This window comes from Prochlorococcus marinus str. MIT 0917 (genome assembly GCF_027359575.1).
Lineage (GTDB): Bacteria > Cyanobacteriota > Cyanobacteriia > PCC-6307 > Cyanobiaceae > Prochlorococcus_B > Prochlorococcus_B marinus_D.
In genome coordinates this window covers 1,892,586-1,915,653 of record NZ_CP114784.1, presented here as the reverse complement: position 1 = coordinate 1,915,653, position 23,068 = coordinate 1,892,586, and the positions used below count along the sequence as shown (strand labels likewise).

Genomic DNA, 23,068 nt, shown 5'->3' with positions numbered 1-23,068 from the left:
ACTTTTTAACCCCTTGCTCCACCAGAGAAAGTAACCAGTTGACCATCCCTTGTGTTACCACTAGAGCCAGTGATTAGGAAATCTGGTTCAGGAACTTCTTCGTTTCTCTTTAATTCAGATGCTTTCATTGCACTCATTGGTCCTGGACGTGAAGGATTTCTACGCTTAGCAGAGGCACCTTCTGTTCCAGTGACATGTTCTCCTCTAGCCCAATCATCACCAGTTATATTCAATCCTGCAGATTGTCCTTCTCCTGTTATTTGTGAGGTTGGGCGTTGCTTAGCTTCTTCATTGACTATTTGATCAACTTTATTATTCTGAGAATTTGATGGTTTTCTGTCAAAGCGAAATTGTTCAGTACCAGTCACTTTATTTGCAGCCATGTCGAATGGGCCAGTAATTCTTGAGCTATCTTCGTAGCTCGTACCTGTTACACCTGCATTTATTTCATTTTGAATATGAGCTTGCCTTGCTGGAGATTTCACGCTGAAACTTGTCCATGCAGCTGCTTTTTCAGTATTTTCCTGGTGAGCATAACCTTCGGGAATATTTGATAAACCACAATTATCTACCAATTGATCACCGCCAACATATGGAGTTCCAGTTAAAGGCTCACAGGCACCTTTATGAGCACCTGTCATTTTCCCACCTATACCTGGCTGCTGACCAGTCAATCTTGCTCCAGGAGTAGCAACTTTTCTAGGAGTTCTAGCTTCTATCTCTGAAGAAGCTGCTTTATCACACCACTGATTTGCTTGCTCCAGTCCAGCATAGGGAGTACCTGTTACTGCTTTACAAGTACCAGGTTCATCTCCTGTTACAAGCTGCGATCTTCCTGTCATAGTTCCACTAACAGATTGAGTTTTATTAGTAATACTTAGACCAACTTTTCCTGGATCAGGAGCAGGCTTGCTTCCACAAAAAGCATCATATTGCCCAGAGCCCACATACTCATCTCCCGTCACATTCTTACAACTACCAGCCTCATTGCCAGTAACATTCTCTTTTCTCGAGACATCAGTGCCAGTTACTCCGGTCCCACGAATTGTAGTTAATGAGCTAACCTTTTCTGCTGGTCTACCAGAAGGTAGTGGATCAGAACCTAAATACTGATCGCCAGTTAAACCTTTATTTGATCCTGCTTCATTTCCGGTAACTAAAGCTGACCTTCCTGTCATAGTTCCACTGACATTTTGACCATCAATAGTTTGGCTATAGCCAATTTTTGATGGTGAAGGGTTAACTCCTCCGCAATACTGATTGGATTGATTAGCAGAAATATATTCTGTACCAGTAAGGTTTTTACAAGTACCAGGCTCATCACCAGTAACTTTTTCTGATCTACCAACCTCGTTACCCGTTACTAAATTTCCATGAGTTGTATTCGTAACACCTACTTTTGCTGGCTGGCTTATAGGAGTATTTGAACCATTACAGAAAGAATCAATAACTTCTGAACCAAGATACTGAGTACCTGTTATTGATCGGCAAGTACTTGCTTCATTACCAGTAGTTTTTATAGATCTATTTGCTTGAGTTCCAGTAACAAGTTGACCAGTTGCGGTCTCACTCATTCCTACTTTCCAATGAGCATCAGGAGCACTAGCATTTTGCTTTGCACCATTTTTATTGGGACCACAAGGTCGAGTTACTGAAGTACGTTTTGATCCAGTTGCACCAGTTTTACTTTTAAGTTCTCTTACTCTTTGAGCTATTTCCTTAGTTGTTAGATCTGGATTACCTTGCCTCGCAACAGATGCAGCTGTTGTTGGTTGTTTTCCAGCAGATTTACCGTGCTTTGATAAGGCTTCTCTTCGAGCCAGGACAAAAGCTCTACTTGAATTCGTAATTGCTTTTCTTTTAACAGTTGAACGGTGATCACTTGCTCTTTTATTTAATTTCAAGCTGACTTCTGGCTTTGAAATTGTATTACTAGTCTCCTGTAAAGATTTTTGCTCACATTCTGGACAACAATGTTCAGCCTTTTTTGGTTCATAAGAAGGAGAGTTTTGAACCTTTTTCCTCTCAACATCAACTCGAGTTATATCTTTACTATTATCTGCAGATTTTCCTCTACGTGACAATGCTTCTCTTCTTGCAATAACAAGTTGACGACTTGGTTGTGCTACAGAACTTCTATATGATCTTGAACTACTTGAGCTACCAGAAGTACTTAATTGAAAACTACTAGTACTTGGTTGAGAGGAAGAATTATTTGAATTAGCCATAGATTTATTGGGTTTCACAAAACCAGAGTTTGTCCTCGTAGCTCTCGCATCACCAGAAGAACGCACTCTATTAGCCGTAGAGCCTTTAACAGAAGCATTTTTACCTCCTTGACTTAGAGCCTGGCGGCGTTCAAGAACTAATTGTCGACTTGTTTGTTTTGCCATATCAACCCAATGGAGAGGTTACAAAAAATAAATTAAAATTCTCTAAAGAATGACTAGCCCCAAAAAATTTTTGAGGCTAATTTTATCAAAGCCTAATTATTTAGCGGCCTTGGAAAACTACAAAGCAAGTACCTTGACTTTGTGTATATGCGTCATATCCAACGATACGAACATGATGGTCAGGATATGCTCTATGGCAAGCTTCTAACTCGCTAACAACCAAATTTAAATCTTTCTCACCAAAGAAAGGTAATTTCCAATAAGACCAATAGGTCTGCATTGAACCACTTGGTTGAACATGCTCAATAACTGGGCTCCAACCCTGAGCAATGATATAAGCGATTTGATCGTAGATTTCGTCCTGGGTCATCGGCGGTAAGAAGCCGAATGTTTCCAGGGTGGCGACTGTTTGATAGTCACCTACTGTGCTCTGGAAAGGCATGGTGAACTTAAGTTAGTGAATGAGTGAAAGTCGATTTAAATATCGACTGATGAATTTAAGAAAGTTAGAGGCAACTTAAAATGTCACCTCTTTATCTTTTCTACTGAACGTCGAGTTTATCGACTGTATCGAATTCGAACTTAATCTCCTTCCATGTCTCAAGAGCAATTGCCAATTCAGGGCTATGCTTTGCAGCTTCTAGAAGGATATCGCGACTTTCTTTTTCGATTTCTCTACCTGCATTACGCGCTTTCACACATGCTTCTAGAGCTACTCGGTTCGCAGCCGCACCAGCAGCTGATCCCCAAGGGTGTCCATGAGTACCACCTCCAAACTGGAGACATGAATCATCTCCAAAGATTGCAAGCAATGCTGGCATATGCCAAACATGAATACCACCAGATGCCACAGCAAATACACCAGGCATAGAACCCCAATCTTGATCAAAGAAGTTACCGCGAGTACGGTCTTCAGGAACAAAGGATTCACGTAAGTTATCGATATAACCGAGAGTTGTTTGACGGTCTCCTTCTAGTTTTCCAACAACTGTTCCTGTATGAAGTTGATCTCCGCCAGATAGACGCAAACACTTAGCAAGAACTCTGAAGTGGATACCATGCTGAGGATGACGGTCGATAACCGCATGCATAGCACGGTGAATATGAAGAAGCATGCCATTTTCACGGCACCAATTAGCAAGACCAGTATTAGCAGTAAAACCACCAGTGATGTAGTCATGCATGATGATTGGCATGTCAAGTTCTTTAGCGAACTCAGCACGCTTATACATCTCTTCAGGAGTAGTTGCTGTGCAATTCAGGTAGTGACCTTTAACTTCACCAGTCTCCTGTTGAGCTAGCTTTACAGCTTCAGCAACAAATTCAAAACGCTCTCTCCAACGCTGGAATGGCTGAGAATTGATATTCTCATCATCTTTAGTTAGGTCAAGACCGCCACGAAGGCATTCGTAAACAACACGACCGTAGTTTTTACCTGAAAGACCAAGTTTTGGCTTAATAGTACAACCAAGTAATGGACGACCGTATTTATTAAGACGATCACGTTCAACTACGATTCCACTAGGTGGTCCGCCGCAGGTCTTGATAAATGCCATTGGGAAGCGAATATCTTCAAGACGAAGATGTCGCAAGGCTTTAAAACCAAAGACGTTTCCAACAAGTGATGTCAAAACGTTAGTTATAGATCCTTCTTCAAAAAGGTCTAACGGATATGCAATAAATGCATAGAAGGCATCCTTGTCACCAGGGACATCTTCAATGCGGTAACAGCGGCCTTTGTAGAATTCAAGATCTACAAGTAATTCTGACCAAACTGTTGACCATGTACCTGTAGAGGATTCAGCCGCAACAGCTGCTGCAACTTCTTCCTTTGGTACACCTTCCTGACCTGTGCATTTAAAACATGCTAGTAGATCAGTATCTAGGGGGACGTAATCAGGAGTGAAGTAAGTATCTCTATACTCCTTAACTCCAGCATCATACTTTTTAGCCATTGATAGCTCCTGTTAATTAGTTAGAAGGTTGAAAATTTGAAAAGTCCTCTCCTCTTAGGACTTAGTCAAAATTCAGTCCTTCTGACCTAAGAAGTTACCGTTACCCAAAGCTGGCTCAACTTCACGATGAGGACGAGCAATGATGTGAGCTGCAACGAGTCCGTCACCTACACGCTCACAAGCGTCTGCGCCTGCACGAACTGCTGCGTTTACAGCACCAGTTTCTCCGCGAACTAAAACTGTAACGTAACCACCACCAACAAACTCACGACCAATCAAGCGCACTTCTGCTGCCTTGGTCATCGCGTCAGCAGCTTCAATAGCTGGTACTAATCCGCGTGTCTCGATCATGCCGAGAGCAATACCCATTGTTTCGCTAGCCATGTCCTATTTCTGTAAAGGGATGGAATGTTCAGGAGGGACAATGGCCCGTCAAAGAGCAATTAGTCAAGGGGATTTTCTAATAGCGCTGATTACAGTTTCTAGTCTTATTCATAAGCTGAGCTTATCACCCTTGCTACGACAGTTGAGTAACACTGTTCGATCAACAGTCAGGACATACTGATATTGCATTGCGTAAACAAGTTCATGTAGTTATTTTTACCCACGAGACAGCTTCCTGGCTATGTCAGGGTTGGAATGTTCGCCCAAAAACTGTCTCAAAATCATCTATAAAATTCAACGACTATTGTTTTTGACTTCTTCTTGTAAGACTATATAAGACTAGTTAAATTATTCCATTTGAAAAAACCACTAATAACCATTGCTAGTGGTAATCCCAAGAAGGTTGCCGAGATAGAGGCAATGCTTGGGCAGCTACCAATTGAAGTTAAAAAACAACCTAGTTCTTTAGATGTTGAAGAAACAGGAAAAACTTACCTGGACAATGCAATATTGAAAGCGAAAGCAGCAGCAGCATTAACAAACAGTTGGACTATTGCAGATGATTCTGGACTTGAGATTGATTCTCTTGGTAATGCTCCCGGTATCTTTTCTGCGCGACTTGCCGAAACAAATGAAAAAAAGATAGAGAAGATTCTAACTGCTCTTGGAGACAGTCCTTATAGAAGCGCAAAAGTATGCAGCGTAATGGTGCTTTGCACTAACCGTGGAGAGATAATCAAAAATACAATAGGAATTTGCTGGGGTGAAATTTTAAAAAAACCTGCTTATCCAAATGGGGAATTTGAATCATTATTTTGGGTTCGTGAAACTAATTGCACTTATGGAGAATTAAATAATGCACAACTATCAAAACATGGAAGCAGAGGGAAAGCAGCTAGAGAATTAGCTCCTTACCTTTTGAAAGCTATAGGAATTAAAAATAATTAATTTCTATTTATTTGATCAATAGATCTCATCGCAGCCGCTGCAGCCTCCTCAACGTCACCCTCTTTACCCGCCAAAGTGAGTCTTCCAAAAGCGCCAACTCCTTTCACATCTACAATTGTGATATTTGATGCCTTCTCCGCCTCGTTTGCAGCCATCAAAACATATCCAGCTGGTTCAGTCTCAAGAATAAACATACTCATACCGGATTGAATCATTGAGCCACGTCTATTTTGGCGATTAATTAAAACAGCATGATCCGGAGTAATAGCTCGAATAACTTCAGTCCAAGTAACTTGAGGATTAGTTCTCCTATCAATTGTGCTTCCTATTGCATCTAAAACTACATCTCCCGAATGTAGAACTGTGCTCTGATCTCTGTGATAAAGAGCAAGTGATCCAAATGCCCTTTCAACGATCATTTGTCCTAATCGAACATTGCTGGCTTTTAGTGCGATATCTGTAACCCTGTGCACAGCCATTCCCGGAGAAACCTCCATCCAAAGACAAGCATCACCAGGTATGGGTAAAAAGCCTGAACTTGCAGTTCCCATATAAGCCGCAAGTTGAGGTTGCAAAGAATCTAGGAATACATATGTTCTTAATTCAATTTGTTTTACATGACTTGCTTGACGAGCAACTAACGATTTTTCCGAGTCAGTTGTTATGACTCTTTTGGGATCGTCAGCAAGATATTCATTTACTTCTGCACCAGTAACTCTCTGGCTGCCACCTAGACGCCTTTCATTATTTTCAAATGTGGCGAATCTTGTCATGGGCGGGATACTACCTCAAAGATTGTCTTTTTAGCCAGCAATTTAGACTTGCATGCTGAATTTAAGCCGATAAATTCAATATAAATAGATCTGATTGAAGAATGTCTTTACCTCAGCCAAAGGATCCGAAAAACAATAACTCAAACGCTGAAATCAATCCGGAGCAAGCGCTTGGCTTAGTCTCATTAAGTCTTATGCAAAAATTATCTGACAAAGGTATTGCCGACTTGAATTGGTTAAAAGAAGACGAAAAATGTGATACATATGAGCTGCGCCAAAGACTTGAACTAACTTCTCTAGCTATAGAAACAGGAGCCCCACTAAGCACTACAGAAGTATCAAAACTTTTAGGCGTTAGACCAGGCTCCTCAAAAGTTGAGAGAGGTGGTCTTATTGCTAAGAAGTTATCAAGAAATGTTTGGAGATTAATCAAATCAAGCCAAGAAAGTTCTCATTGGCGTAATTAGGATGACCAAATTAGGCTTTATAATGAGCCTTAGCATCATAAAGAGTTTCTTCGTTGATTTCTCTACATCCCGCTTGGCGCGCATAATTCTCTGTATTTCTCCTTACTTTACCTCTAACGAAAAATGGGATTTTCGAAAGTTCTCTTTCACCTTCATGTGTCCATATAGGATTATTACTTGTATTTGTTGAATCATTCGAAATTGTAGTTTTAACTCCTTGATTAATATTTTCAGTTCCTTTTCCACCTAAATGGCCTAAGTGACTTTGATGACCGTCAACAAATTCAAAGTCATGCTTAAACATTCCAATTAAATGTTCCTCGAGTCCCATCATCAGGGGATGCACCCAGTCGTCAAAAATGACATTTGCCCCCTCCCAACCCATCTGAGGGCTATATCGAGCAGGTACATCCTGCACATGCATTGGTGTGCTGATTACTGCACATGGTATGCCAAGTCTTTTTGCACTATGTCGCTCCATTTGTGTACCAAGGACTAGCTCTGGAGATGTTTCTTTTATCGCATCTTCAACTTCTAAGTAGTCATTTGTTATCAATGCCTCTAAGCCAAGTGCCTTAGCGGCTGGACGAACTTTCCTAGCCATTTCACGACTATAAGTTCCTAGGCCAACAACTTTAAAGCCAAGTTCCTCAGTAGCAATTCTTGCTGCAGCAAGAGCGTGTGTTCCGTCCCCAAAAATAAAGACTCTTTTTCCTGTTAAGTAATTTGAATCCACTGAATTCGAGTACCATGTTAATTTTGAATTATTAGATTCGTTTACTGATTGAGGGATTTCCATCTCTAAAACTTCATGTAATTCTTTAAGGAAATCCTGGGTTGCCCCGACGCCAAGAGGAACTGTTGTTGTAAAAGGAATATTTAAATTTCTTTCAAGCCAAATACAAGTTGACTCCGCTATTTCTGGATAGAGGCAAACATTCACATCAGCATTGGGGATTCGCATTATATCTGCCGGTGATGCTCCTAATGGCGCTACAACATTGACATCTATCCCGTACTGACCAAGTAATTTTTGTATTTCTAAAACATCATCTCGACATCTAAAGCCAAGCAAAGTTGGGCCAAGTAAATTTACTCTCGGTCTTCTTTTTTCCTCCTGCCACGTATGCTTGGATTCATTCGATTGGTCTTTGAGTAAAGTTCTTACGATTTGATAAAAGGTCTCAGATCCACCCCAGTTTTCCTTTTTGCTATACGCAGGTAATTCGAGGCTGACAATTGGGATATCAAAGCCCATACCTTTTGCTAATGATCCAGGCTGATCTTGAATTAATTCAGCTGTACAACTTTCGCCAACTAAAAGAGTCTCTGGCTTAAACCTGTCTACGGCTTCCTTTATATGTCCTTTTACAAGCTCTGCTGTATCACCGCCTAAATCTCTAGCTTGAAAAGTTGTATAAGTTACAGGTGGTCTACTTCCGCGGCGTTCAATCATAGTGAAAAGAAGGTCAGCGTAAGTATCCCCTTGAGGGGCATGTAAAACATAATGTAGTTTTTTCATCGACGTAGCTATCCTCATCGCTCCAATATGCGGAGGTCCTTCGTATGTCCAGAGAGTTAATTCCATAAGATTAATTTGATGTAAGAGTTTTTGGCTTTAAAATGTCATGCCTACGAAGTGGCCTTGAGAACAATTCTGCTAGATCAGAAGCTTGATCAATCCCGTGAATTGGGCTGAAAACCATTTCAATTGACCATTTGGTTGATATCCCCTCTGCCTCAAGTGGATTAGCTAGTCCCATTCCACAAACTACAAGATCTGGTGAACTATCTCTTACTCTGTCTAACTGTTTCTCTACGTGTTGACCTTCGACGATACGACATTCAGGAGGTAGCAAGTCTATTTCTGCTTTCATTAAATCTCTATTTAAATAAGGCGTTCCTATTTCAACAATCTCCATTCCACACTCATTACTTAGAAATCTAGCGAGAGGAATTTCTAATTGAGATTCTGGTAAAAGAAAGAGTTTTTTACCAGAAAGTTTCTCAACATGAGGAGCTAAAGCTTGCTTTGCTCTTGATATCAATGGATTTAATATTGAATCAACAATTGATTTATCGATGCCAAATGAATTTGCAGCCGCCTGAATCCACAATGTGCTTCCAGTAACACCTAGAGGAAAGGGAGCTTCAATTATTTCAGCACCTTTATTTTTTAGCTCTCTTGCGGTATCAGTTAAATAGGGTTGAGTAAGAAGGACTTTTGTTTCAGGACCAATTGAAGGTAATTCTGTTGACTGCCTGGGTGGAAAACTTTCTACGTTATCTATTCCAAGTCGCTTAAAAATACTTATTAACCGATCCTCCACGGCATTAGCAAGAGTACCGACTAAAAGTAATTTCTTTTGATCACTCTTAGGCATTAATGGAATCAAAGCCTTTAAGGCTCCGTCTTCGCCTTGCGTGAAAGTTGTTTCTATTCCACTTCCAGAATAATTCAATACTGTTACTTGACCTTTAAGTTCGATATTCAGATTTTCGGCAACCCTTGAAAGATCTATTTTTATTACTTCGCTTGGGCAAGAACCAACAAGAAAAAGAGTTTTTATTTCGGGACGTCTAGCTAAAAGATTTTTAACTACTCGGTTCAACTCGTCATGAGCATCAGCTAATCCAGCTAAATCTCTTTCTTCTAAAATAGCTGTACCAAAACGCGGTTCAGCAAAAATCATTACGCCTGCTGCACTTTGAATTAAATGAGCACAGGTTCTAGAACCCACAACAAGGAAGAAAGCATCAGGCATTCTTCTATGAAGCCAAACAATAGAAGTTAGCCCGCAAAAGACTTCTTTTGGACCAGATTCTTTAAGGAGCGTTGCACCGCTCATAGAGATTTAATACATGTATATACTCAAACTGCATCTAAAAAGGGTAAACCGTCAACAAACACTTAATCTCTTTCGCATTTAGTTACTTTTTAGTTACCTAATGTCTGGCTACGGTAACTTTAGCTATTGCAATAAATAACGACATTGTGGCCTACAAAGCACTTAAAGAGCAATTCTTTATCCATAAAGAAAACTAAAAGCATGAGTAAAAATACGTATCTACAACGTGCAATGTATGTATATTCTCGTTTGAAGATATATTTTTAATGTTAAATGTATCGAATTCGCCAAACATTTCCTAAAGAGATATTTGGCTGCAAGAATATAAACAACGACTTTTGAAAGAGAAAGATTAATGACTTCGACAATAACTCGTAAGGAGGATGGTGAAGGTAGTGTTCAAGTAAAACAAGACCCAAAAGCACAAATCCAGGAAGGAGCTCTTGTTATTGCTGTATATGGCAAAGGAGGTATTGGTAAATCAACTACATCTTCGAATTTATCAGCTGCATTTTCCAAACTTGGGAAGAAAGTTCTTCAAATTGGTTGTGATCCAAAGCATGACAGCACTTTTACCCTTACGCACAAGATGGTGCCTACCGTCATAGATATCCTTGAAGAAGTAGATTTTCATAGTGAAGAACTAAGACCTGAAGACTTTATGTTTAAAGGCTTCAATGGCGTCATGTGCGTTGAAAGTGGTGGACCTCCAGCGGGTACAGGATGTGGTGGCTATGTCACAGGTCAAACAGTCAAACTATTAAAAGAGCATCATCTTTTAGAAGATACTGATGTAGTTATATTTGATGTTCTTGGTGATGTTGTATGCGGTGGTTTCGCCGCTCCGCTACAACATGCAAATTACTGTCTAATTGTTACGGCAAATGATTTTGATTCTATTTTTGCAATGAATCGCATCGTCGCAGCAATAAATGCTAAAGCAAAAAATTATAAAGTTCGTCTAGGAGGTGTCATAGCAAACCGTTCTGCTGAATTAGATCAGATAGAGAAATTCAATGAAAGAACAGGTCTTAAGACCATGGCTCATTTCCGTAACGTAGATGCCATCCGTAAATCAAGGCTTAAAAAGTGCACAATTTTCGAGATGGATGCAGAAGAAGAAGGCGTAGTCGAAGTACAAAATGAATATCTTTCGTTAGCACAAAAAATGATAGATAATGTTGAACCATTAGAGGCTGAACCTTTAAAAGACCGTGAAATATTTGATCTACTTGGATTTGACTAAAGAACTGGTTAAAGGTTTATTTCAGACCAACTAATTCCATAGATAACTCCCAAACTTTTCTAGAAGTCACTGGATCTGTCACTCGATCGGACAATTCTTGGGAAAATTGTTGTCTGTCTTTGCGCTGTCTATTACCCCAGCTCCAATGAACGCCAGAAATAGCAAATTGAGGATCTGAAACGACTTGGGCTACCCTGTCCCCAGCAAGCGCTTCACTTACAAAACCTCCAGTTATTAATTTCTGAAACCAGGGGAACAACCACTGAAAGAGTTTAGGAGTATTTCTAAATAATCTGGTATTAGCTACACACCCAGGATAAAGAGAGCTAAAAAGAATTGGAGAAGAATTAAATCTCCTATGTAATTCTTGGGTTGTAATCATATTGCATAACTTACTATCTTTATATGCTTTCCCTGGTTTGAATTTTTTACCACTTGCCATTGATATAGGGTCACAAAATCCTTCTTCAAAGCCAGATAGATTTCCTAGATCAGCAGGTGCTGGTATTGGGATTTTTCCTCCAAGTTCTTTATTGTTAGCAGTTACAGTTCCTAAGATAACTACTCGAGATGATTCCACTCCCCAAGATCTTCCCTTCCAGACTGGTCTTGAAGACTTACTAAGATTTTCTAAAAGTAACTGAATTAATAAAAAATGTCCAAAATGATTTGTTGCCATTGATATTTCATATCCCTGGGGAGATCTCAAAGGTTTTTTTAAACGAGGAAGATATACAGCCGCATTACAAACCAAAGCATCCAATGGCTTTTCCAAATCCTCTAGAAGACTTTTAGCCCCATTGCGAACGCTATCTAGGTCGCCAAGATCAATCTGTATATGTTTAAGTTGTCTTGGACTATTAGTAGGTAATCCAACTGCTGACGCAGAAGCTTCAGCTCTAACAGAACATCTATTTGCCGTAATAACCCTCCAACCCCTATCTACTAAAGACTTTGTTGCATATAGTCCAACTCCTGATGTTGTTCCAGTAATTAAGACAGTTCCTGGTGCAGCTTGTACTAGAGCCATATTCTTTAGTAAAAACTATTTTTAATCAATTTTCAAACATAAATCTAAACCGAACAGAAGCAAAGTTAATCATCGCCAGATAACTCTGACACTATTTGGAGTAATCCACTGATCTTGCTCCTTAAAGAAACTTTGTTCTCCACCATTAGTAAACATTTCATCAAAACGTAGTCTTAACTTGTGAAGTTTTTTTGATTCTTTTTCTAATAGATATGACAACTCTAGATTTCTATTCACGCGTTGATGAGAAGCAAGTCCTAAGTTCACGAGGCTAGTTGAAAATACAATAAATAATCCACACTTCAAAATTAATCCCACATAGCTATATAGAAGCTCTCGCCTAACTTCTTCTTTCTGAAATTCAGAAACTTTAGTAAAAGCATCAATTTTTTTATTTACTGAAGGAATGCTTTTGTTAATTCTTTTTGAACGCTTCCTTCTGAATGGCTCTTCGATTCGTTGAGGTTGTCCCAAATCAAATTAAAATGTCTCGATTTTTTCATGGTAACTTAATTAATAATGGAATCAATTCTTTGACTTTTTCCAATGCATTTATAAATTCAAAAAGAAAATAAATAAAGGAGTATAAATAAACTGACGTTTTTATGATGAAAAACTAAAAATTAAAATGAACAATATAGAAGAAGTCCTTTATTTAAATCCTCTTGAATTAAGTGGGCCAGAGCAAATGGCAATTGATCTCTTCCTATTAGAGAAATCATTCACTTACCATAATTTTAATATGGCAATACGTTTTTACACATGGGATGGAGACTGGTTATCCATTGGAAAAAATCAAAAAGAACTGCCAAGGAAATGGATTGAACTTTTAAAAAATGAACAGTTAAAAATTGTAAGAAGACCTAGTGGAGGGAAAGCTGTTCTTCATAGCAGAGGACTCACTTACGCTCTTATATGGAAATATCCACCGAGAAATAAAAAAGAATCATATTTAAAGACAACGCAATGGCTAAAAGATGGTTTTAAAAAAGCTGGCGTAGATCTATTTTTTGGGAATCAACCTGTGAATATATCTAATAGTAATTGTTTTTCAACTTCAACACTAGCTGACTTGGTTGATGAAGATAAAAACAAGCATATTGGAAGTGCTCAGTACTGGAAAAAGGGGCACTTGCTTCAGCATGGAGAAATCTTAATGGAACCGTCAAAACAATTATGGAAAAAAGTTTTCAACGCAGATCCACCAAAGATAAAAAATGAAATCAAAGAGAAAGAGAAAGTGATAAATTTTCTTAAACAATCTATAGGCAAAACATGGCCCAACATAAAGTTATCTAATTATACATTAGATGAAAAAGATCAAGAGATAATAAAAAGTTTGGCTATAGATAAATTCAAAAAAATAAATCATTATTGATCCTTTTCTAAATCACTAGAAGCCATTGATTGGGCAATATTAAATAGATTTAATCCTATTGGATAAATATTATCTTTTCTTGCAATTTTAATTAATTGATCTGGAAGATTCAATCCTATTTTTTTTAGTACTGCTTTGCCTATATCTACTCTATCTAAAGTTCCAAGAGGAAGGCCAGAAACTGATAGGACCAGTAGTCTTCCATAATTTGTTTTTTCTATTTTTATTATTGCCTTCCATAATGATTCTTTGTCACTAATTGATGGCAATTCATTTATTGGGGAAGAAAACTCATAAAGAAATTTTTTATCCCAGTATTGAACAGAAATATTCTGTAAGATTTTTTCATTAACATAGCCGGTCCATCGCCCTTCTCTGCACAATAGAATCCATTCTTCATTCAAGATATTAGCTTTATTCAATGAACTATATTTAGATAAAACTTTCACAGGCAAATGATCCTCTAGAACCCTGTATGAACGACTACAAACTTGATTTACATGTAATTCAGATAATATCTTTTGTATTTGAATAATTTGGCTCTGTGATTTAGATGAAGAAAAAACAAATAAACCAATTATAGAAAAGCAAATTGCAATATATAAGTTGCCCCTAAATAAGTTTAATATACCAATAAAAATAGCTAGAAAAGAAATTAATCTTGCAGAAGCTATAGCTCCTTTAATCCCTGCTCTTTTACTCCCTGTAAAGTACCAAATTAAAGATTTTAATATTATGCCCCCATCAAGAGGAATTATCGGAAGCAAATTAAATACACCTATCAAAAGATTGAGACTACCAACCTGTTTAAATAAATTAGACAGAATGATATTTGATACTGATAAATTATTACTTAATAAAAGCATTAAGAAAGCCAATAAAAGACTAACAGCGGGACCTGAAATTGCGATTTTAAAACTTCCTTTTGATGTCGGACATTCATTTTCAAGATTTGCCATACCTCCAAGAAAAAAAAGTGTTATGTTTCTAACTTTTAGACCTTCTCCAATTGCCACAAAAGAATGAGCCAATTCATGCAATAAAACAGATATAAACAAAAGAGAAGAGGTCAAAGCACCAATCACCCATCCATTCCATACAGATGCTTGACCATCCAAAAGAGACTCGAACTGATCTCTGGCTGACAAAGTAAAATATAAGAAGACCAAAAACCAACTTGGATGGATTCTCAAAGGAATACCTCTGATTTTCATAACTTCCCAACTACCCAAGCTTAAATTCCTCCAATCTCTCAATAAAATCTATTTAAATCAATCCTAATAAAAGTTCTGGTAATGATCAGAAAATCCACTTCTAAAACGTCAACAGCAATAAAAATTTGTGGACTAACAAAGGCTTCACAAGCAAAATCTATAGCTCAATTAAAAATAAATGCTATTGGAGTTATTGGCGTTAAAAATTCACCTCGTTTTGTAGAAGAAGAAGAATGTATAAAAATTTTTAATGAAGTAGAAAAAGCTTCTTCAATTATTGAAAAAGTACTAGTAATAGCAAATGAAAAACTAGAGGAAGTCAAATGTATAAATAACAGATCAACCCCTCCATCAGTAATCCAATTACATGGGAATGAATCAGTTGATTATTGTCGTGAATTAAAGAATAAATTTCCAACAATAAAATTATGGAAAGCTTTCAGGTTAAAATCTATTCATGATTTAGAAAAAATAAGTCAATACGAGAAGAATATTGATGCTATTCTCATAGATGCCTGGGATAATAAATCACTTGGAGGGACTGGAAATAGAGTCCCAATAGACTTACTAATTAATAAAACTTTTAAAGCTCCTTGGATCTTAGCTGGTGGAATATCTGCTGAAATAATACCTGAAATTTTTTCTAAGCTTAGACCTGATGGAGTTGATGCCTCTAGTCGACTAGAGATATCTCCAGGTATTAAAGATATCAATAAAGTTGAATCTCTTGTACGCGAAATAAGAGAGCAAAATTAATCAAGGATATAATTTATAATTTCTCTAAGCTTAAAGTGCCCCTGCAGAAGGCATCAGAGTTACATCCTCGATAATTTGATTAATCGGTTGACTAGCAAGATGTAACAGTTCAAATGCAACTTGATCAACTGATAGCATCGAATCTCTATCAAATTGCATACCAACAGAGTCAGAATCCCAAAGAGATGAATTTACAGATCCAAGAGTAAGTGTGCATGCTCGTATTAAATTCTTACGTTCTTCTTCTGCCAAACATTTTGTAAAACTTGCTAAAGCTGCTTTGGAAACACAATAGGCACCCCATTGTGGAAAAACATTTCGAGAAGCATGACTACTAACGTTTATAACTAATCCCCCTTTTTTTCTCATGAAAGGAACTACATCGGAGCAAACCTGGAAGATACTGGTGAGATTCATTTGAATAATCCATTCCCATTTTTCAAGTGGCATGGATAAAAGATCTCCAGTCCAAGCAACTCCAGCATTATTTATTAGAACTGAGGGAATCAAGCCATTATTCATTAATTCAGCTATTCCCTTAGATATATTTTTAGGATTACTAAGATCAATGGATTTGTAGAAGACCTTAATTTTATTGTTTTCAATTTCTTCGACAATTTTTTCTAGGTCATCTTCAGATCTAGCTAGAAGTAGCAAATCCCATCCAGAATTAGCAAAAGCCTTAGCAGTTGCTTTCCCAATTCCTCTTGAGGCGCCTGTGATTAATACTGTTGACAAAAAAGTTAGAAGCAAACATTAAAACTTTAAACTGAAATTTCGCTTTCGATAGACTGAGATTCCAAATACTTTCCCATTTTTCTAAATTTGGAATATCTATTATCTCTCAATTCATTAGGTGATAAAGCCAATAATTCGGATAAATGCTTCTCAAGAGCATTTTTTAAAGTTTCTCCAGCCTGAAGCGGGGCCCAATTATTCCCCCCAGAAGGCTCTTTTAAAACCTCGTCAACAATTCCTAATTTCATAAGGTCAGGTCCAGTAATTTTTAATGATGATGCTGCTTCTGGAGCCTTGCCAGCATCCCTCCATAAAATCGAAGCGCACGCTTCAGGGCTTGCGACTGTGTAAACACTATGTTCAAACATTAGCAACCTGTCTGCGACACCTATCCCCAAAGCACCTCCAGAACCACCTTCGCCAATTACAGTTGCAATTATGGGAACTTTAAGCCTAAACATTTCACGCAAATTCACCGCAATTGCCTCTCCCTGGCCTTGTTCTTCTGCTATGAGGCCCGCATAAGCTCCAGGAGTATCTATAAAAGAGATTATTGGTAAACTAAAGCGATCAGCATGATCCATTAACCTCAAAGCCTTTCTATACCCTCCTGGCTTTGCCATGCCAAAGTTTCTAGCAACATTCTCTTTTGTATCTCTACCTTTTTGTTGTCCAATTAAAAGGACAGATTTTTGACCTATTCTCGCTAACCCTCCTATGAGAGCTTGATCATCAGTTCCGTTCCTGTCGCCGTGTAACTCAACCCAATCGTCACAAAACATCTGTATGTAATCAAGTGTGCTAGGTCTTTGAGGGTGTCTAGCTACTTGAATCTTTTGAGCTGGTGTGAGTGCATTAAATATTTCTTCTCGCCTTCTTGCTGCAAGTGTCTCTAATTGAAGAAGTTGCTGACTTACATCAACCTCTGAATCTCTTGCTAATTCTCTGATTTGATCAATCTGATTCTCTAACTCAACAAGAGGTTTTTCAAATTCGAGAAGAAAACGTCTAGCCATAATTAAAAGTAACCAAATATTCAGACAGTTAATGTCTGAATATTTGATTTCAAACCAACAGCAGAAAATCCATGCTTTTCAGAAGCTTGGCCAATGAAATCCATCTTCTCCAAAGTAATATTATTCCTCCCCCAACTGAAATTGGTATGACAATTCTCGAACTCAAGAAGCATTGCCTCAGCGAAACACGCAAACATTTCTCTTTTAGGATTTTCCATCTCAGCGAGCTCCATCATGCTCCAACCAATATCTTTGAAAAATTGAACTATTCCACCCTTTAATACATGAATACCAGGTCCTGAAAACTTCTCTCCTAAATTTTTAGGATATCCACCATCAATCATTAAACAGGGTCTTTTAATTTTAGATGGGTCAATTTCTAAGGTTTTTGGCATGCTTGCAACCCAAATCACAATATCTGCTTCAGGTAAAGCCTGATCCAAGGTAAGAATTTCACCCCCGCCAAGTTGAGACTGGAGTTCAACTAAAGGCTTTTGCTGTCTAGCAACTAAAAGAAGTTCAGAAACACCCGTTCTATTGGTAAGCCACCTACAAACAGCACTACCAATATCACCAGTAGCCCCAACAACAGCTACTTTTGATTTACTCAAATCAATTCCTATTCGAGGTGCATTTTGCTCTAACTGTCTACAAATCACCCAAGCCGTATGAGTATTGCCAGTAGTAAATCTTTGCCAATCAAGAGTAGTATTTCTAACTTGTTGATTTTGAAGCAAATTAAAATTCTCAAAAATTATTGATGTAAATCCACCTAGAGCGGTGATGTTGATCCCTTTTTTTTGAGCCAACTCCATTGCATTCAAAACTTTTCTTCTTGCAGTTTTGAAGCGACCTAGCATCTCAGGGACAAAACATGAGTCTATATATGCTCCCTCAATAGTCTTTCCAATCGCACTTACGACTTTTACATGTTCTACCAACTGAGGAGGTGCAGTACACCATACGTCCAAATCACCTTCAGCAATATGGTCATACCCCAAGCCCAATGCCTTGCGCTTGGCATCTTCAAAACTTGTTGAATGTCCAATTAGCCCAAACATTTTGCACCAAGAAAGATCAAAATTGAAACTAAATATTTATCCAAGTTTGAAGGTTAGACCACCAAGGTCACAAAAAAAAGAATTCCTCAAGAACTTAAAGTTCTTGAGGAATGGATCCAAACAGAAAAATGTAAATTGAAAATCCTTAAATCACTGCAGCAAGAGCCATTCTTGCGATTTCTCTATTATCTAAACCTATTTCTAAAAGGGAATCTTGATACGCAATCATAAATTCTTCCATCAACTCTTCCTTATCCATATGAAGAACTTCCGCGTCATTTGATACTTCATCAAGCATTGATTTTATTAAAGGCAAATTTTCTTTATTAGCCTTCATTAGATCTTTTTTGACTGATTCAAGATTTGCCTTAAGCCATTCTTGACCATAATTCAAATGTAAATATTCATCTTGAACAACACCTTCTGTAATTCTTTTTGCAAAAGGATCAGCTACACGTATGTAAACGTGATAAGCAGATATTGCGAAAGATTCAATCAAAATACATTGAATTAGAAGGCAAGTAGTTGTATTGCCAGCATTAAAAGCCTCTATAAAATTATTGTGGAGTTTTGAGAAGAAGGTTTTTGCAAAAGGCATATCAGGTTTTACGGCAAGATTTCTTCCGCACGCACAAAACCCATTCATATGTTTTTTTTCCATCTTTCCAAGCCTAACCAGCTCATCAGCGTGTTCAGGAATCAACTTGGCGAGATCAAGAAAATTTGAATAAGCTTCTTGCTCACCTTCGATTACAACTGCATTAATTCTGCTATATGCATCTTTGTAAGATTCAGAGGTGAAATCAGGAAGAGAGTCAGAAACCAACCCTTCTTTTTCTACGGTTAAATTGTTGGATGCAAAAGCTTGCATAGATCTATTAGAAATTTGTCAATCTGAGTGATCTTACAGAATTAAAAGCAAAATGGTAGTTCAGTTACCACAACTTAACTGCTAGAAACAGGTCTTCAAGACATGACTGGAGGCCAATCACTGTCCAAAAGGCTTGCGAATAGGGACTTCCAATGATCTATTAGGGCATTTTCCAAAGCGGCACCCAATGCAGAATTTGAAGAACTTGCATCGCCAATAATTCCAGAAGAGCTCAAATCTTCAGTAAGCCATGCACATGGAGAGGCGCCCTCTAGGCTCCAACCCTTTGGAATATTAACTTTTTCTTGATCTACATCCTTTTTCTGTAAGTAAGAATCATTTCGTACCAAATCTCCAGCCATATGCAACATAAGACTTGTTTCCGCTAGTGCCGCATGAAGACCTTCTTCTACCTCCTTTTCCGGTAGAAGTTGATCTAATCCTGGGACACCACTCCAAAGGAAACAAGGCAATACAGCTAGTGAAGGGCATTGAATTCTCAATTGTCTTGAAACCGCTTGTAGCAGACCAATTTGCCCGCCATGAGCGTTAAAAAAAACTAATCTATTGAACCCCATAGAAGCTATTTGCTGGCCAACATCAGTAACCATTGAAAGCAAAACATCAGCTGATAAGGACAAAGTTCCTGGAAAAGCTTGATGCTCAGGAGAAAAACCAATGGATTGAGATGGCATCATCCATATCGGCAAATTTTCAGGCAACGCTTGAAGAGTCTTGATTAAAATATTTTCAGCAAAAAAAGTATCAGTAATTAAAGGTAAATGAGGTCCATGTTGTTCACATGCACCAAAGGGCCAAACCAATGTAGACCCCTTCTCTGAAGCGGCTTTAGAAGCCTCAGGCCAGGTCAAATGCTCAAATCGACGAGTTTGAAAAATGATAGAAATCTCCTAATAATTAAAAAACAACTTACCCTTGACTGTAAGAATGTTTCACTTACTACGAAGGGTATTATGGCCGGGTCAGATCCTCAGCCTAAAAAAGCGACTCCCCAAGGCCGGCAATAAATGCACCGCGCAAACCATTGCAGGTTATGCATATCAGTAGAAAGACTGAGGAAGAATTAATTAATGAAGGATCATCTGATAAAGAATTATCTGAACAAACTAAAGATAAAAGATTTGATGAAAAAGTTCTAGCTAAAAAAGAAATTTCTAAATTAAATAAGGCACCTGAACAGCAAAAGTTAATACAGGAAGACTCTAGCGATAGTTTCCAGGCAACCACAATGGAAGATCTTCTTAGATCTGAAAAAAATTCTGACTATAAAAAAAATATTGAAGATTTTGATGATCAAAATGTTTTTAATCAAAAAAGTAGAACCGTTGATGAATTTGATTTTGATGAAGACGAATTCTTAGCAGCCTTAGAAGAAAATCAACCAATCGGGACAACAGGAGAAATTGCAAAAGGTTCAGTTATAGCAGTTGAAAGTGATGGTATTTATGTAGATATAGGTGGAAAAGCTCCTGGATTTATGCCGAAAAATGAATGCGGTCTAGGTGTAATTACAAATTTAAAAGAGCGCTTCCCAAAAGGATTAACAGTCGAAGTTCTTGTCACCAGAGAACAAAATGCAGATGGGATGGTAACAATCAGTTGTAGGGCATTAGAACTAAGAAAAAGTTGGAACAAAGTTCAAAATCTTGCAAAAGAAGGAAAAGTTATTCGAGTTAAGGTAAATGGCTTTAACCGTGGTGGTGTTACTTGCGACTTCGAAGGTTTAAGAGGTTTTATTCCTAGATCTCAACTTGAAGATGGAGAGAATCATCAATCTCTTGTTTCAAAGACAATTAATACTGCTTTTTTAGAGGTAAATCCAGAAAGAAGAAAACTTGTACTATCCGAAAAGAAAGCTGCAATTGCTTCAAGATTTTCCGAATTAGAGATTGGACAATTAATCGAGGGTGAAATCTTAACCATAAAACCTTATGGTTTTTTTGTTGATTTGAAGGGCGTCAGTGGTTTGTTGCATCATTCAATGGTAACCAATGGAAGCATGAGAAGCCTTAGAGAAGTTTTTCAAACAGGCGAATCCATCAAGGCTTTAGTAACTGATTTAGATCCTTCCCGGGGACGAATCGGATTAAATACAGCTCTTCTAGAGGGGCCTCCAGGAGAACTTATTACCGATAAAGCAAAAGTTATGGAAGAGGCAAATGAGAGAGCAATTAAAGCAAGAAATAGTTTGAATAAAGAAAAAGTTGATCCTCATAAGGAAGAGAAAGACATCAACTTATCCTCATAACTTTACATTTAAGAAAAAGAGATTGTGATCGCTTCAAAAGAATCTGAATTAAAAAAGGCAGAATGGGAAATAGACTTTTATTCCCGCCCAATAATTGATGAAAATGGAAAAAAAAGATGGGAATTACTAATTACATCTACAAATAATTTCAAAGATACGAAAACATTTAAATGGGAAAAAATATGTCCAGCATCAAGTGTTAACTCTATTTGGTTAAAAGACGCATTAGAAGAAGCTATTGATGAAGCATCTTCACAAGGTTGGAATAAACCTTCCGTTATTCGTTGCTGGCGTTCCTCTATGAAAACAATGATAAAACGTGCAGCAGAGCAAATAGGAATTGAACTTATTTCAAGCAGAAGAACATATTCATTATTGGAATGGCTTATTGATAGAGAAAGGAGTTTTTATCCTCAGCAAAAAGGATATACCGGCGTAAATCTTGCTCCTCCTTCAAACCCAATTACAAACCAAGCGATCCCATTACCAGAGGAAGTAAGAGGTGACTCCTGGAGTTTTGCTTCCCTATCTCTAAATACACTTAAAGAGGCTGATGAATGGGCAATAGAGTTCTCCAAGTTAATTCCCATAAAAGATTCAATTAATCAAAATATTTCTATTCCAGGTATTAGACTTTTTAGTTCAAAAAGATCCTTAGCACTTGCCGCTTGGCTTGGGGGACTTGAGCCAGCAAGGCTTTTAATAGAAGGCACCCAAATAATTTTAGAAGCAGGGCAAGCTGATAGATGGTTGGTAACTGATGTCGAAGAAGAAGCAAAACAAGCTATTGAGAATAATTTTCTAAATACAAAGCTAAATGCAGATGGTCTTCAATTTATTTCAGTTCAAAAAAGCCCTGAAGAAAATTCTCTAGATGGGTTTTGGATGCTAAAGGATATTGGAGAAATTTAAACCATTTTCTCTAAGGACACAGTTCAAGTAAATTTATCTGCTTAAAAATAGATTCATAAAAAAACAATGGTTTATTAACTTATAAGGATGTTAAATTTTCATCAATCTGATCTATTAAGAGAAAATAATTTTATATATTTATTTTACCAATAAATCTAATAATAATGCACCTAAAGAATTAGAAAACCAAATAAATCTACTTCCTATATTCATTAGGAGCAGCAAGTACATAGCCATAAAGTAATTCAAACTAATAATATATTAAATTTAAAGCCTAAAATCAATGATTCTCTAATAAAGAAATAGTGATATCAAATCTTATGGATAAATAAATAATATTGTATCCCTAAAGTAATTACTGACATGAGAAACACCTTAGCTCTTCAAGCTGGACTAAAATCTATTTAAAAGTAATTAATCTAAAAAAACTAATAAATGTAAATAGCATTTTATAATTAATTTAGCATTTATTTGTTGCAAATCCTTCATTTATATATTTCTCATTTATGTCAATATCACTATCAAAAGGAATAACTTTAGCGACAAGGATACCATCGACCGATCCTTTTGGTTTTAAATTTACTTTTGTATGTCTTGGCAGTTGTTTTTTGAGCCACTTTTGAGATTTCTCTTCTAAATCAGGGCTGATTTCTGTACATGCTAATTTCACAGTATAGGTACGGTTATGATCTCCAATAAGCAAAACAGACGAGCTAGTCACTTGCAAGATTTCAGCTGCATCAACTTCCAAATAAAAACAAAAAAACGAAATTAATAATATTAAAATCTTTGTAAAAAATTTATTCAT

The 23,068-nt window shown here is 37.4% G+C and carries 23 protein-coding genes; 7 read left to right on the top strand and 16 right to left on the bottom strand.

The window, feature by feature from the left end; translation table 11 throughout:
• Positions 1–5: 5 nt before the first annotated feature.
• From O5637_RS10700 to O5637_RS10685, 4 genes are all read right to left on the bottom strand, one after another.
• Positions 6–2,393: a CsoS2 family carboxysome shell protein gene (locus O5637_RS10700; RefSeq protein ID WP_269604981.1), complete on the bottom strand. Its 2,388-nt coding sequence runs from the start codon at positions 2,391–2,393 to the stop codon at positions 6–8.
• A gap of 100 nt (positions 2,394–2,493) precedes the next feature.
• A complete protein-coding gene (locus O5637_RS10695; RefSeq protein ID WP_011294511.1) occupies positions 2,494–2,835 on the bottom strand; it encodes a ribulose bisphosphate carboxylase small subunit in 342 nt (113 codons plus the stop codon).
• Between the two features lie 100 nt (positions 2,836–2,935).
• The gene (locus O5637_RS10690; RefSeq protein WP_011294510.1) at positions 2,936–4,348 is read right to left on the bottom strand and encodes a form I ribulose bisphosphate carboxylase large subunit; all 1,413 of its coding nucleotides are present in this window, start codon (positions 4,346–4,348) and stop codon (positions 2,936–2,938) included.
• 72 nt (positions 4,349–4,420) lie between these two features.
• Positions 4,421–4,732, bottom strand: coding sequence for a BMC domain-containing protein (locus O5637_RS10685; protein WP_011130577.1), 312 nt, complete (start codon positions 4,730–4,732; stop codon positions 4,421–4,423).
• 357 nt (positions 4,733–5,089) lie between these two features.
• Here O5637_RS10685 and O5637_RS10680 point away from each other — a divergent pair, with 357 nt between their 5' ends.
• A complete protein-coding gene (locus O5637_RS10680; protein ID WP_269604970.1) occupies positions 5,090–5,680 on the top strand; it encodes a non-canonical purine NTP pyrophosphatase in 591 nt (196 codons plus the stop codon).
• Here the strand turns inward: O5637_RS10680 and O5637_RS10675 are convergent.
• Positions 5,677–6,453 (bottom strand): BMC domain-containing protein, encoded by a 777-nt coding sequence (locus O5637_RS10675; protein ID WP_269604968.1) that lies wholly within the window; start codon positions 6,451–6,453, stop codon positions 5,677–5,679. The two genes, O5637_RS10680 and O5637_RS10675, sit on opposite strands and share 4 nt — an antisense overlap.
• Positions 6,454–6,554: 101 nt before the next feature.
• Between O5637_RS10675 and O5637_RS10670 the strand changes: the two genes are divergently transcribed.
• The gene (locus O5637_RS10670) at positions 6,555–6,920 is read left to right on the top strand and encodes a hypothetical protein (RefSeq protein WP_269604967.1); all 366 of its coding nucleotides are present in this window, start codon (positions 6,555–6,557) and stop codon (positions 6,918–6,920) included.
• Positions 6,921–6,930: 10 nt separating this feature from the next.
• On the opposite strand, the gene O5637_RS10665 is transcribed toward O5637_RS10670, so the two are convergent.
• Together O5637_RS10665 and O5637_RS10660 are read right to left on the bottom strand one after the other, a co-directional pair.
• Positions 6,931–8,508 (bottom strand): ferredoxin:protochlorophyllide reductase (ATP-dependent) subunit B, encoded by a 1,578-nt coding sequence (locus O5637_RS10665; protein ID WP_269604965.1) that lies wholly within the window; start codon positions 8,506–8,508, stop codon positions 6,931–6,933.
• A gap of 4 nt (positions 8,509–8,512) precedes the next feature.
• The gene (locus tag O5637_RS10660) at positions 8,513–9,769 is read right to left on the bottom strand and encodes a ferredoxin:protochlorophyllide reductase (ATP-dependent) subunit N (protein ID WP_269604963.1); all 1,257 of its coding nucleotides are present in this window, start codon (positions 9,767–9,769) and stop codon (positions 8,513–8,515) included.
• Between the two features lie 355 nt (positions 9,770–10,124).
• Between O5637_RS10660 and bchL the strand changes: the two genes are divergently transcribed.
• A complete protein-coding gene (gene bchL / locus O5637_RS10655; RefSeq protein WP_269604961.1) occupies positions 10,125–11,015 on the top strand; it encodes a ferredoxin:protochlorophyllide reductase (ATP-dependent) iron-sulfur ATP-binding protein in 891 nt (296 codons plus the stop codon).
• A gap of 16 nt (positions 11,016–11,031) precedes the next feature.
• Here bchL and O5637_RS10650 read toward each other — a convergent pair whose 3' ends face one another.
• Positions 11,032–12,045, bottom strand: coding sequence for a protochlorophyllide reductase (locus O5637_RS10650; protein ID WP_269604960.1), 1,014 nt, complete (start codon positions 12,043–12,045; stop codon positions 11,032–11,034).
• A 69-nt stretch (positions 12,046–12,114) separates the two neighbouring features.
• Positions 12,115–12,519 (bottom strand): hypothetical protein, encoded by a 405-nt coding sequence (locus O5637_RS10645; RefSeq protein WP_269604958.1) that lies wholly within the window; start codon positions 12,517–12,519, stop codon positions 12,115–12,117.
• 154 nt (positions 12,520–12,673) lie between these two features.
• Here O5637_RS10645 and O5637_RS10640 point away from each other — a divergent pair, with 154 nt between their 5' ends.
• Positions 12,674–13,423 (top strand): lipoate--protein ligase family protein, encoded by a 750-nt coding sequence (locus O5637_RS10640; RefSeq protein WP_269604956.1) that lies wholly within the window; start codon positions 12,674–12,676, stop codon positions 13,421–13,423.
• On the opposite strand, the gene O5637_RS10635 is transcribed toward O5637_RS10640, so the two are convergent.
• Positions 13,417–14,655 carry a site-2 protease family protein gene (locus tag O5637_RS10635; RefSeq protein WP_269604955.1) on the bottom strand — a complete coding sequence of 413 codons (1,239 nt, stop codon included), beginning with the start codon at positions 14,653–14,655 and terminating at the stop codon, positions 13,417–13,419. The two genes, O5637_RS10640 and O5637_RS10635, sit on opposite strands and share 7 nt — an antisense overlap.
• A 63-nt stretch (positions 14,656–14,718) precedes the next feature.
• On the opposite strand from O5637_RS10635, the gene O5637_RS10630 reads away from it, so the two are divergent.
• Complete coding sequence (locus tag O5637_RS10630; protein ID WP_269604953.1) at positions 14,719–15,393, top strand: phosphoribosylanthranilate isomerase; 675 nt, start codon at positions 14,719–14,721, stop codon at positions 15,391–15,393.
• A 30-nt stretch (positions 15,394–15,423) separates the two neighbouring features.
• On the opposite strand, the gene O5637_RS10625 is transcribed toward O5637_RS10630, so the two are convergent.
• The 5 genes from O5637_RS10625 to O5637_RS10605 form a co-directional block, all read right to left on the bottom strand.
• On the bottom strand, positions 15,424–16,131 hold the full coding sequence (locus O5637_RS10625) for an SDR family oxidoreductase (protein ID WP_269604951.1): 708 nt from the start codon (positions 16,129–16,131) through the stop codon (positions 15,424–15,426).
• Between the two features lie 26 nt (positions 16,132–16,157).
• Positions 16,158–17,147, bottom strand: coding sequence for an acetyl-CoA carboxylase carboxyltransferase subunit alpha (locus O5637_RS10620; RefSeq protein WP_269604949.1), 990 nt, complete (start codon positions 17,145–17,147; stop codon positions 16,158–16,160).
• 20 nt (positions 17,148–17,167) lie between these two features.
• The gene (locus O5637_RS10615) at positions 17,168–18,208 is read right to left on the bottom strand and encodes a long-chain acyl-[acyl-carrier-protein] reductase (protein WP_269604947.1); all 1,041 of its coding nucleotides are present in this window, start codon (positions 18,206–18,208) and stop codon (positions 17,168–17,170) included.
• Between the two features lie 145 nt (positions 18,209–18,353).
• Entirely contained in the window at positions 18,354–19,079 is a 726-nt protein-coding gene (locus O5637_RS10610) for an aldehyde oxygenase (deformylating) (RefSeq protein ID WP_269604945.1), read from the bottom strand.
• Positions 19,080–19,174: 95 nt separating this feature from the next.
• Positions 19,175–19,951, bottom strand: coding sequence for a creatininase family protein (locus tag O5637_RS10605; protein WP_269604943.1), 777 nt, complete (start codon positions 19,949–19,951; stop codon positions 19,175–19,177).
• A gap of 182 nt (positions 19,952–20,133) precedes the next feature.
• Between O5637_RS10605 and O5637_RS10600 the strand changes: the two genes are divergently transcribed.
• Together O5637_RS10600 and O5637_RS10595 are read left to right on the top strand one after the other, a co-directional pair.
• Positions 20,134–21,348, top strand: coding sequence for a S1 RNA-binding domain-containing protein (locus tag O5637_RS10600; RefSeq protein ID WP_420063715.1), 1,215 nt, complete (start codon positions 20,134–20,136; stop codon positions 21,346–21,348).
• Between the two features lie 24 nt (positions 21,349–21,372).
• On the top strand, positions 21,373–22,260 hold the full coding sequence (locus O5637_RS10595; RefSeq protein ID WP_269604941.1) for a Tab2/Atab2 family RNA-binding protein: 888 nt from the start codon (positions 21,373–21,375) through the stop codon (positions 22,258–22,260).
• A 460-nt stretch (positions 22,261–22,720) separates the two neighbouring features.
• Here O5637_RS10595 and O5637_RS10590 read toward each other — a convergent pair whose 3' ends face one another.
• On the bottom strand, positions 22,721–23,011 hold the full coding sequence (locus O5637_RS10590; protein WP_269604939.1) for a nuclease: 291 nt from the start codon (positions 23,009–23,011) through the stop codon (positions 22,721–22,723).
• Between the last annotated feature and the right edge of the window lie 57 nt (positions 23,012–23,068).

Coding starts and splice junctions, on each gene's coding strand:
- O5637_RS10700 (WP_269604981.1), bottom strand. CDS start 2,393: ATGGCAAAACAAACAAGTCGACAATTAGTTCTTGAACGCCGCCAGGCT.
- O5637_RS10695 (WP_011294511.1), bottom strand. CDS start 2,835: ATGCCTTTCCAGAGCACAGTAGGTGACTATCAAACAGTCGCCACCCTG.
- O5637_RS10690 (WP_011294510.1), bottom strand. CDS start 4,348: ATGGCTAAAAAGTATGATGCTGGAGTTAAGGAGTATAGAGATACTTAC.
- O5637_RS10685 (WP_011130577.1), bottom strand. CDS start 4,732: ATGGCTAGCGAAACAATGGGTATTGCTCTCGGCATGATCGAGACACGC.
- O5637_RS10675 (WP_269604968.1), bottom strand. CDS start 6,453: ATGACAAGATTCGCCACATTTGAAAATAATGAAAGGCGTCTAGGTGGC.
- O5637_RS10670 (WP_269604967.1), top strand. CDS start 6,555: ATGTCTTTACCTCAGCCAAAGGATCCGAAAAACAATAACTCAAACGCT.
- O5637_RS10665 (WP_269604965.1), bottom strand. CDS start 8,508: ATGGAATTAACTCTCTGGACATACGAAGGACCTCCGCATATTGGAGCG.
- O5637_RS10660 (WP_269604963.1), bottom strand. CDS start 9,769: ATGAGCGGTGCAACGCTCCTTAAAGAATCTGGTCCAAAAGAAGTCTTT.
- bchL (WP_269604961.1), top strand. CDS start 10,125: ATGACTTCGACAATAACTCGTAAGGAGGATGGTGAAGGTAGTGTTCAA.
- O5637_RS10650 (WP_269604960.1), bottom strand. CDS start 12,045: ATGGCTCTAGTACAAGCTGCACCAGGAACTGTCTTAATTACTGGAACA.
- O5637_RS10640 (WP_269604956.1), top strand. CDS start 12,674: ATGAACAATATAGAAGAAGTCCTTTATTTAAATCCTCTTGAATTAAGT.
- O5637_RS10630 (WP_269604953.1), top strand. CDS start 14,719: ATGATCAGAAAATCCACTTCTAAAACGTCAACAGCAATAAAAATTTGT.
- O5637_RS10620 (WP_269604949.1), bottom strand. CDS start 17,147: ATGGCTAGACGTTTTCTTCTCGAATTTGAAAAACCTCTTGTTGAGTTA.
- O5637_RS10615 (WP_269604947.1), bottom strand. CDS start 18,208: ATGTTTGGGCTAATTGGACATTCAACAAGTTTTGAAGATGCCAAGCGC.
- O5637_RS10610 (WP_269604945.1), bottom strand. CDS start 19,079: ATGCAAGCTTTTGCATCCAACAATTTAACCGTAGAAAAAGAAGGGTTG.
- O5637_RS10600 (WP_420063715.1), top strand. CDS start 20,134: ATGCATATCAGTAGAAAGACTGAGGAAGAATTAATTAATGAAGGATCA.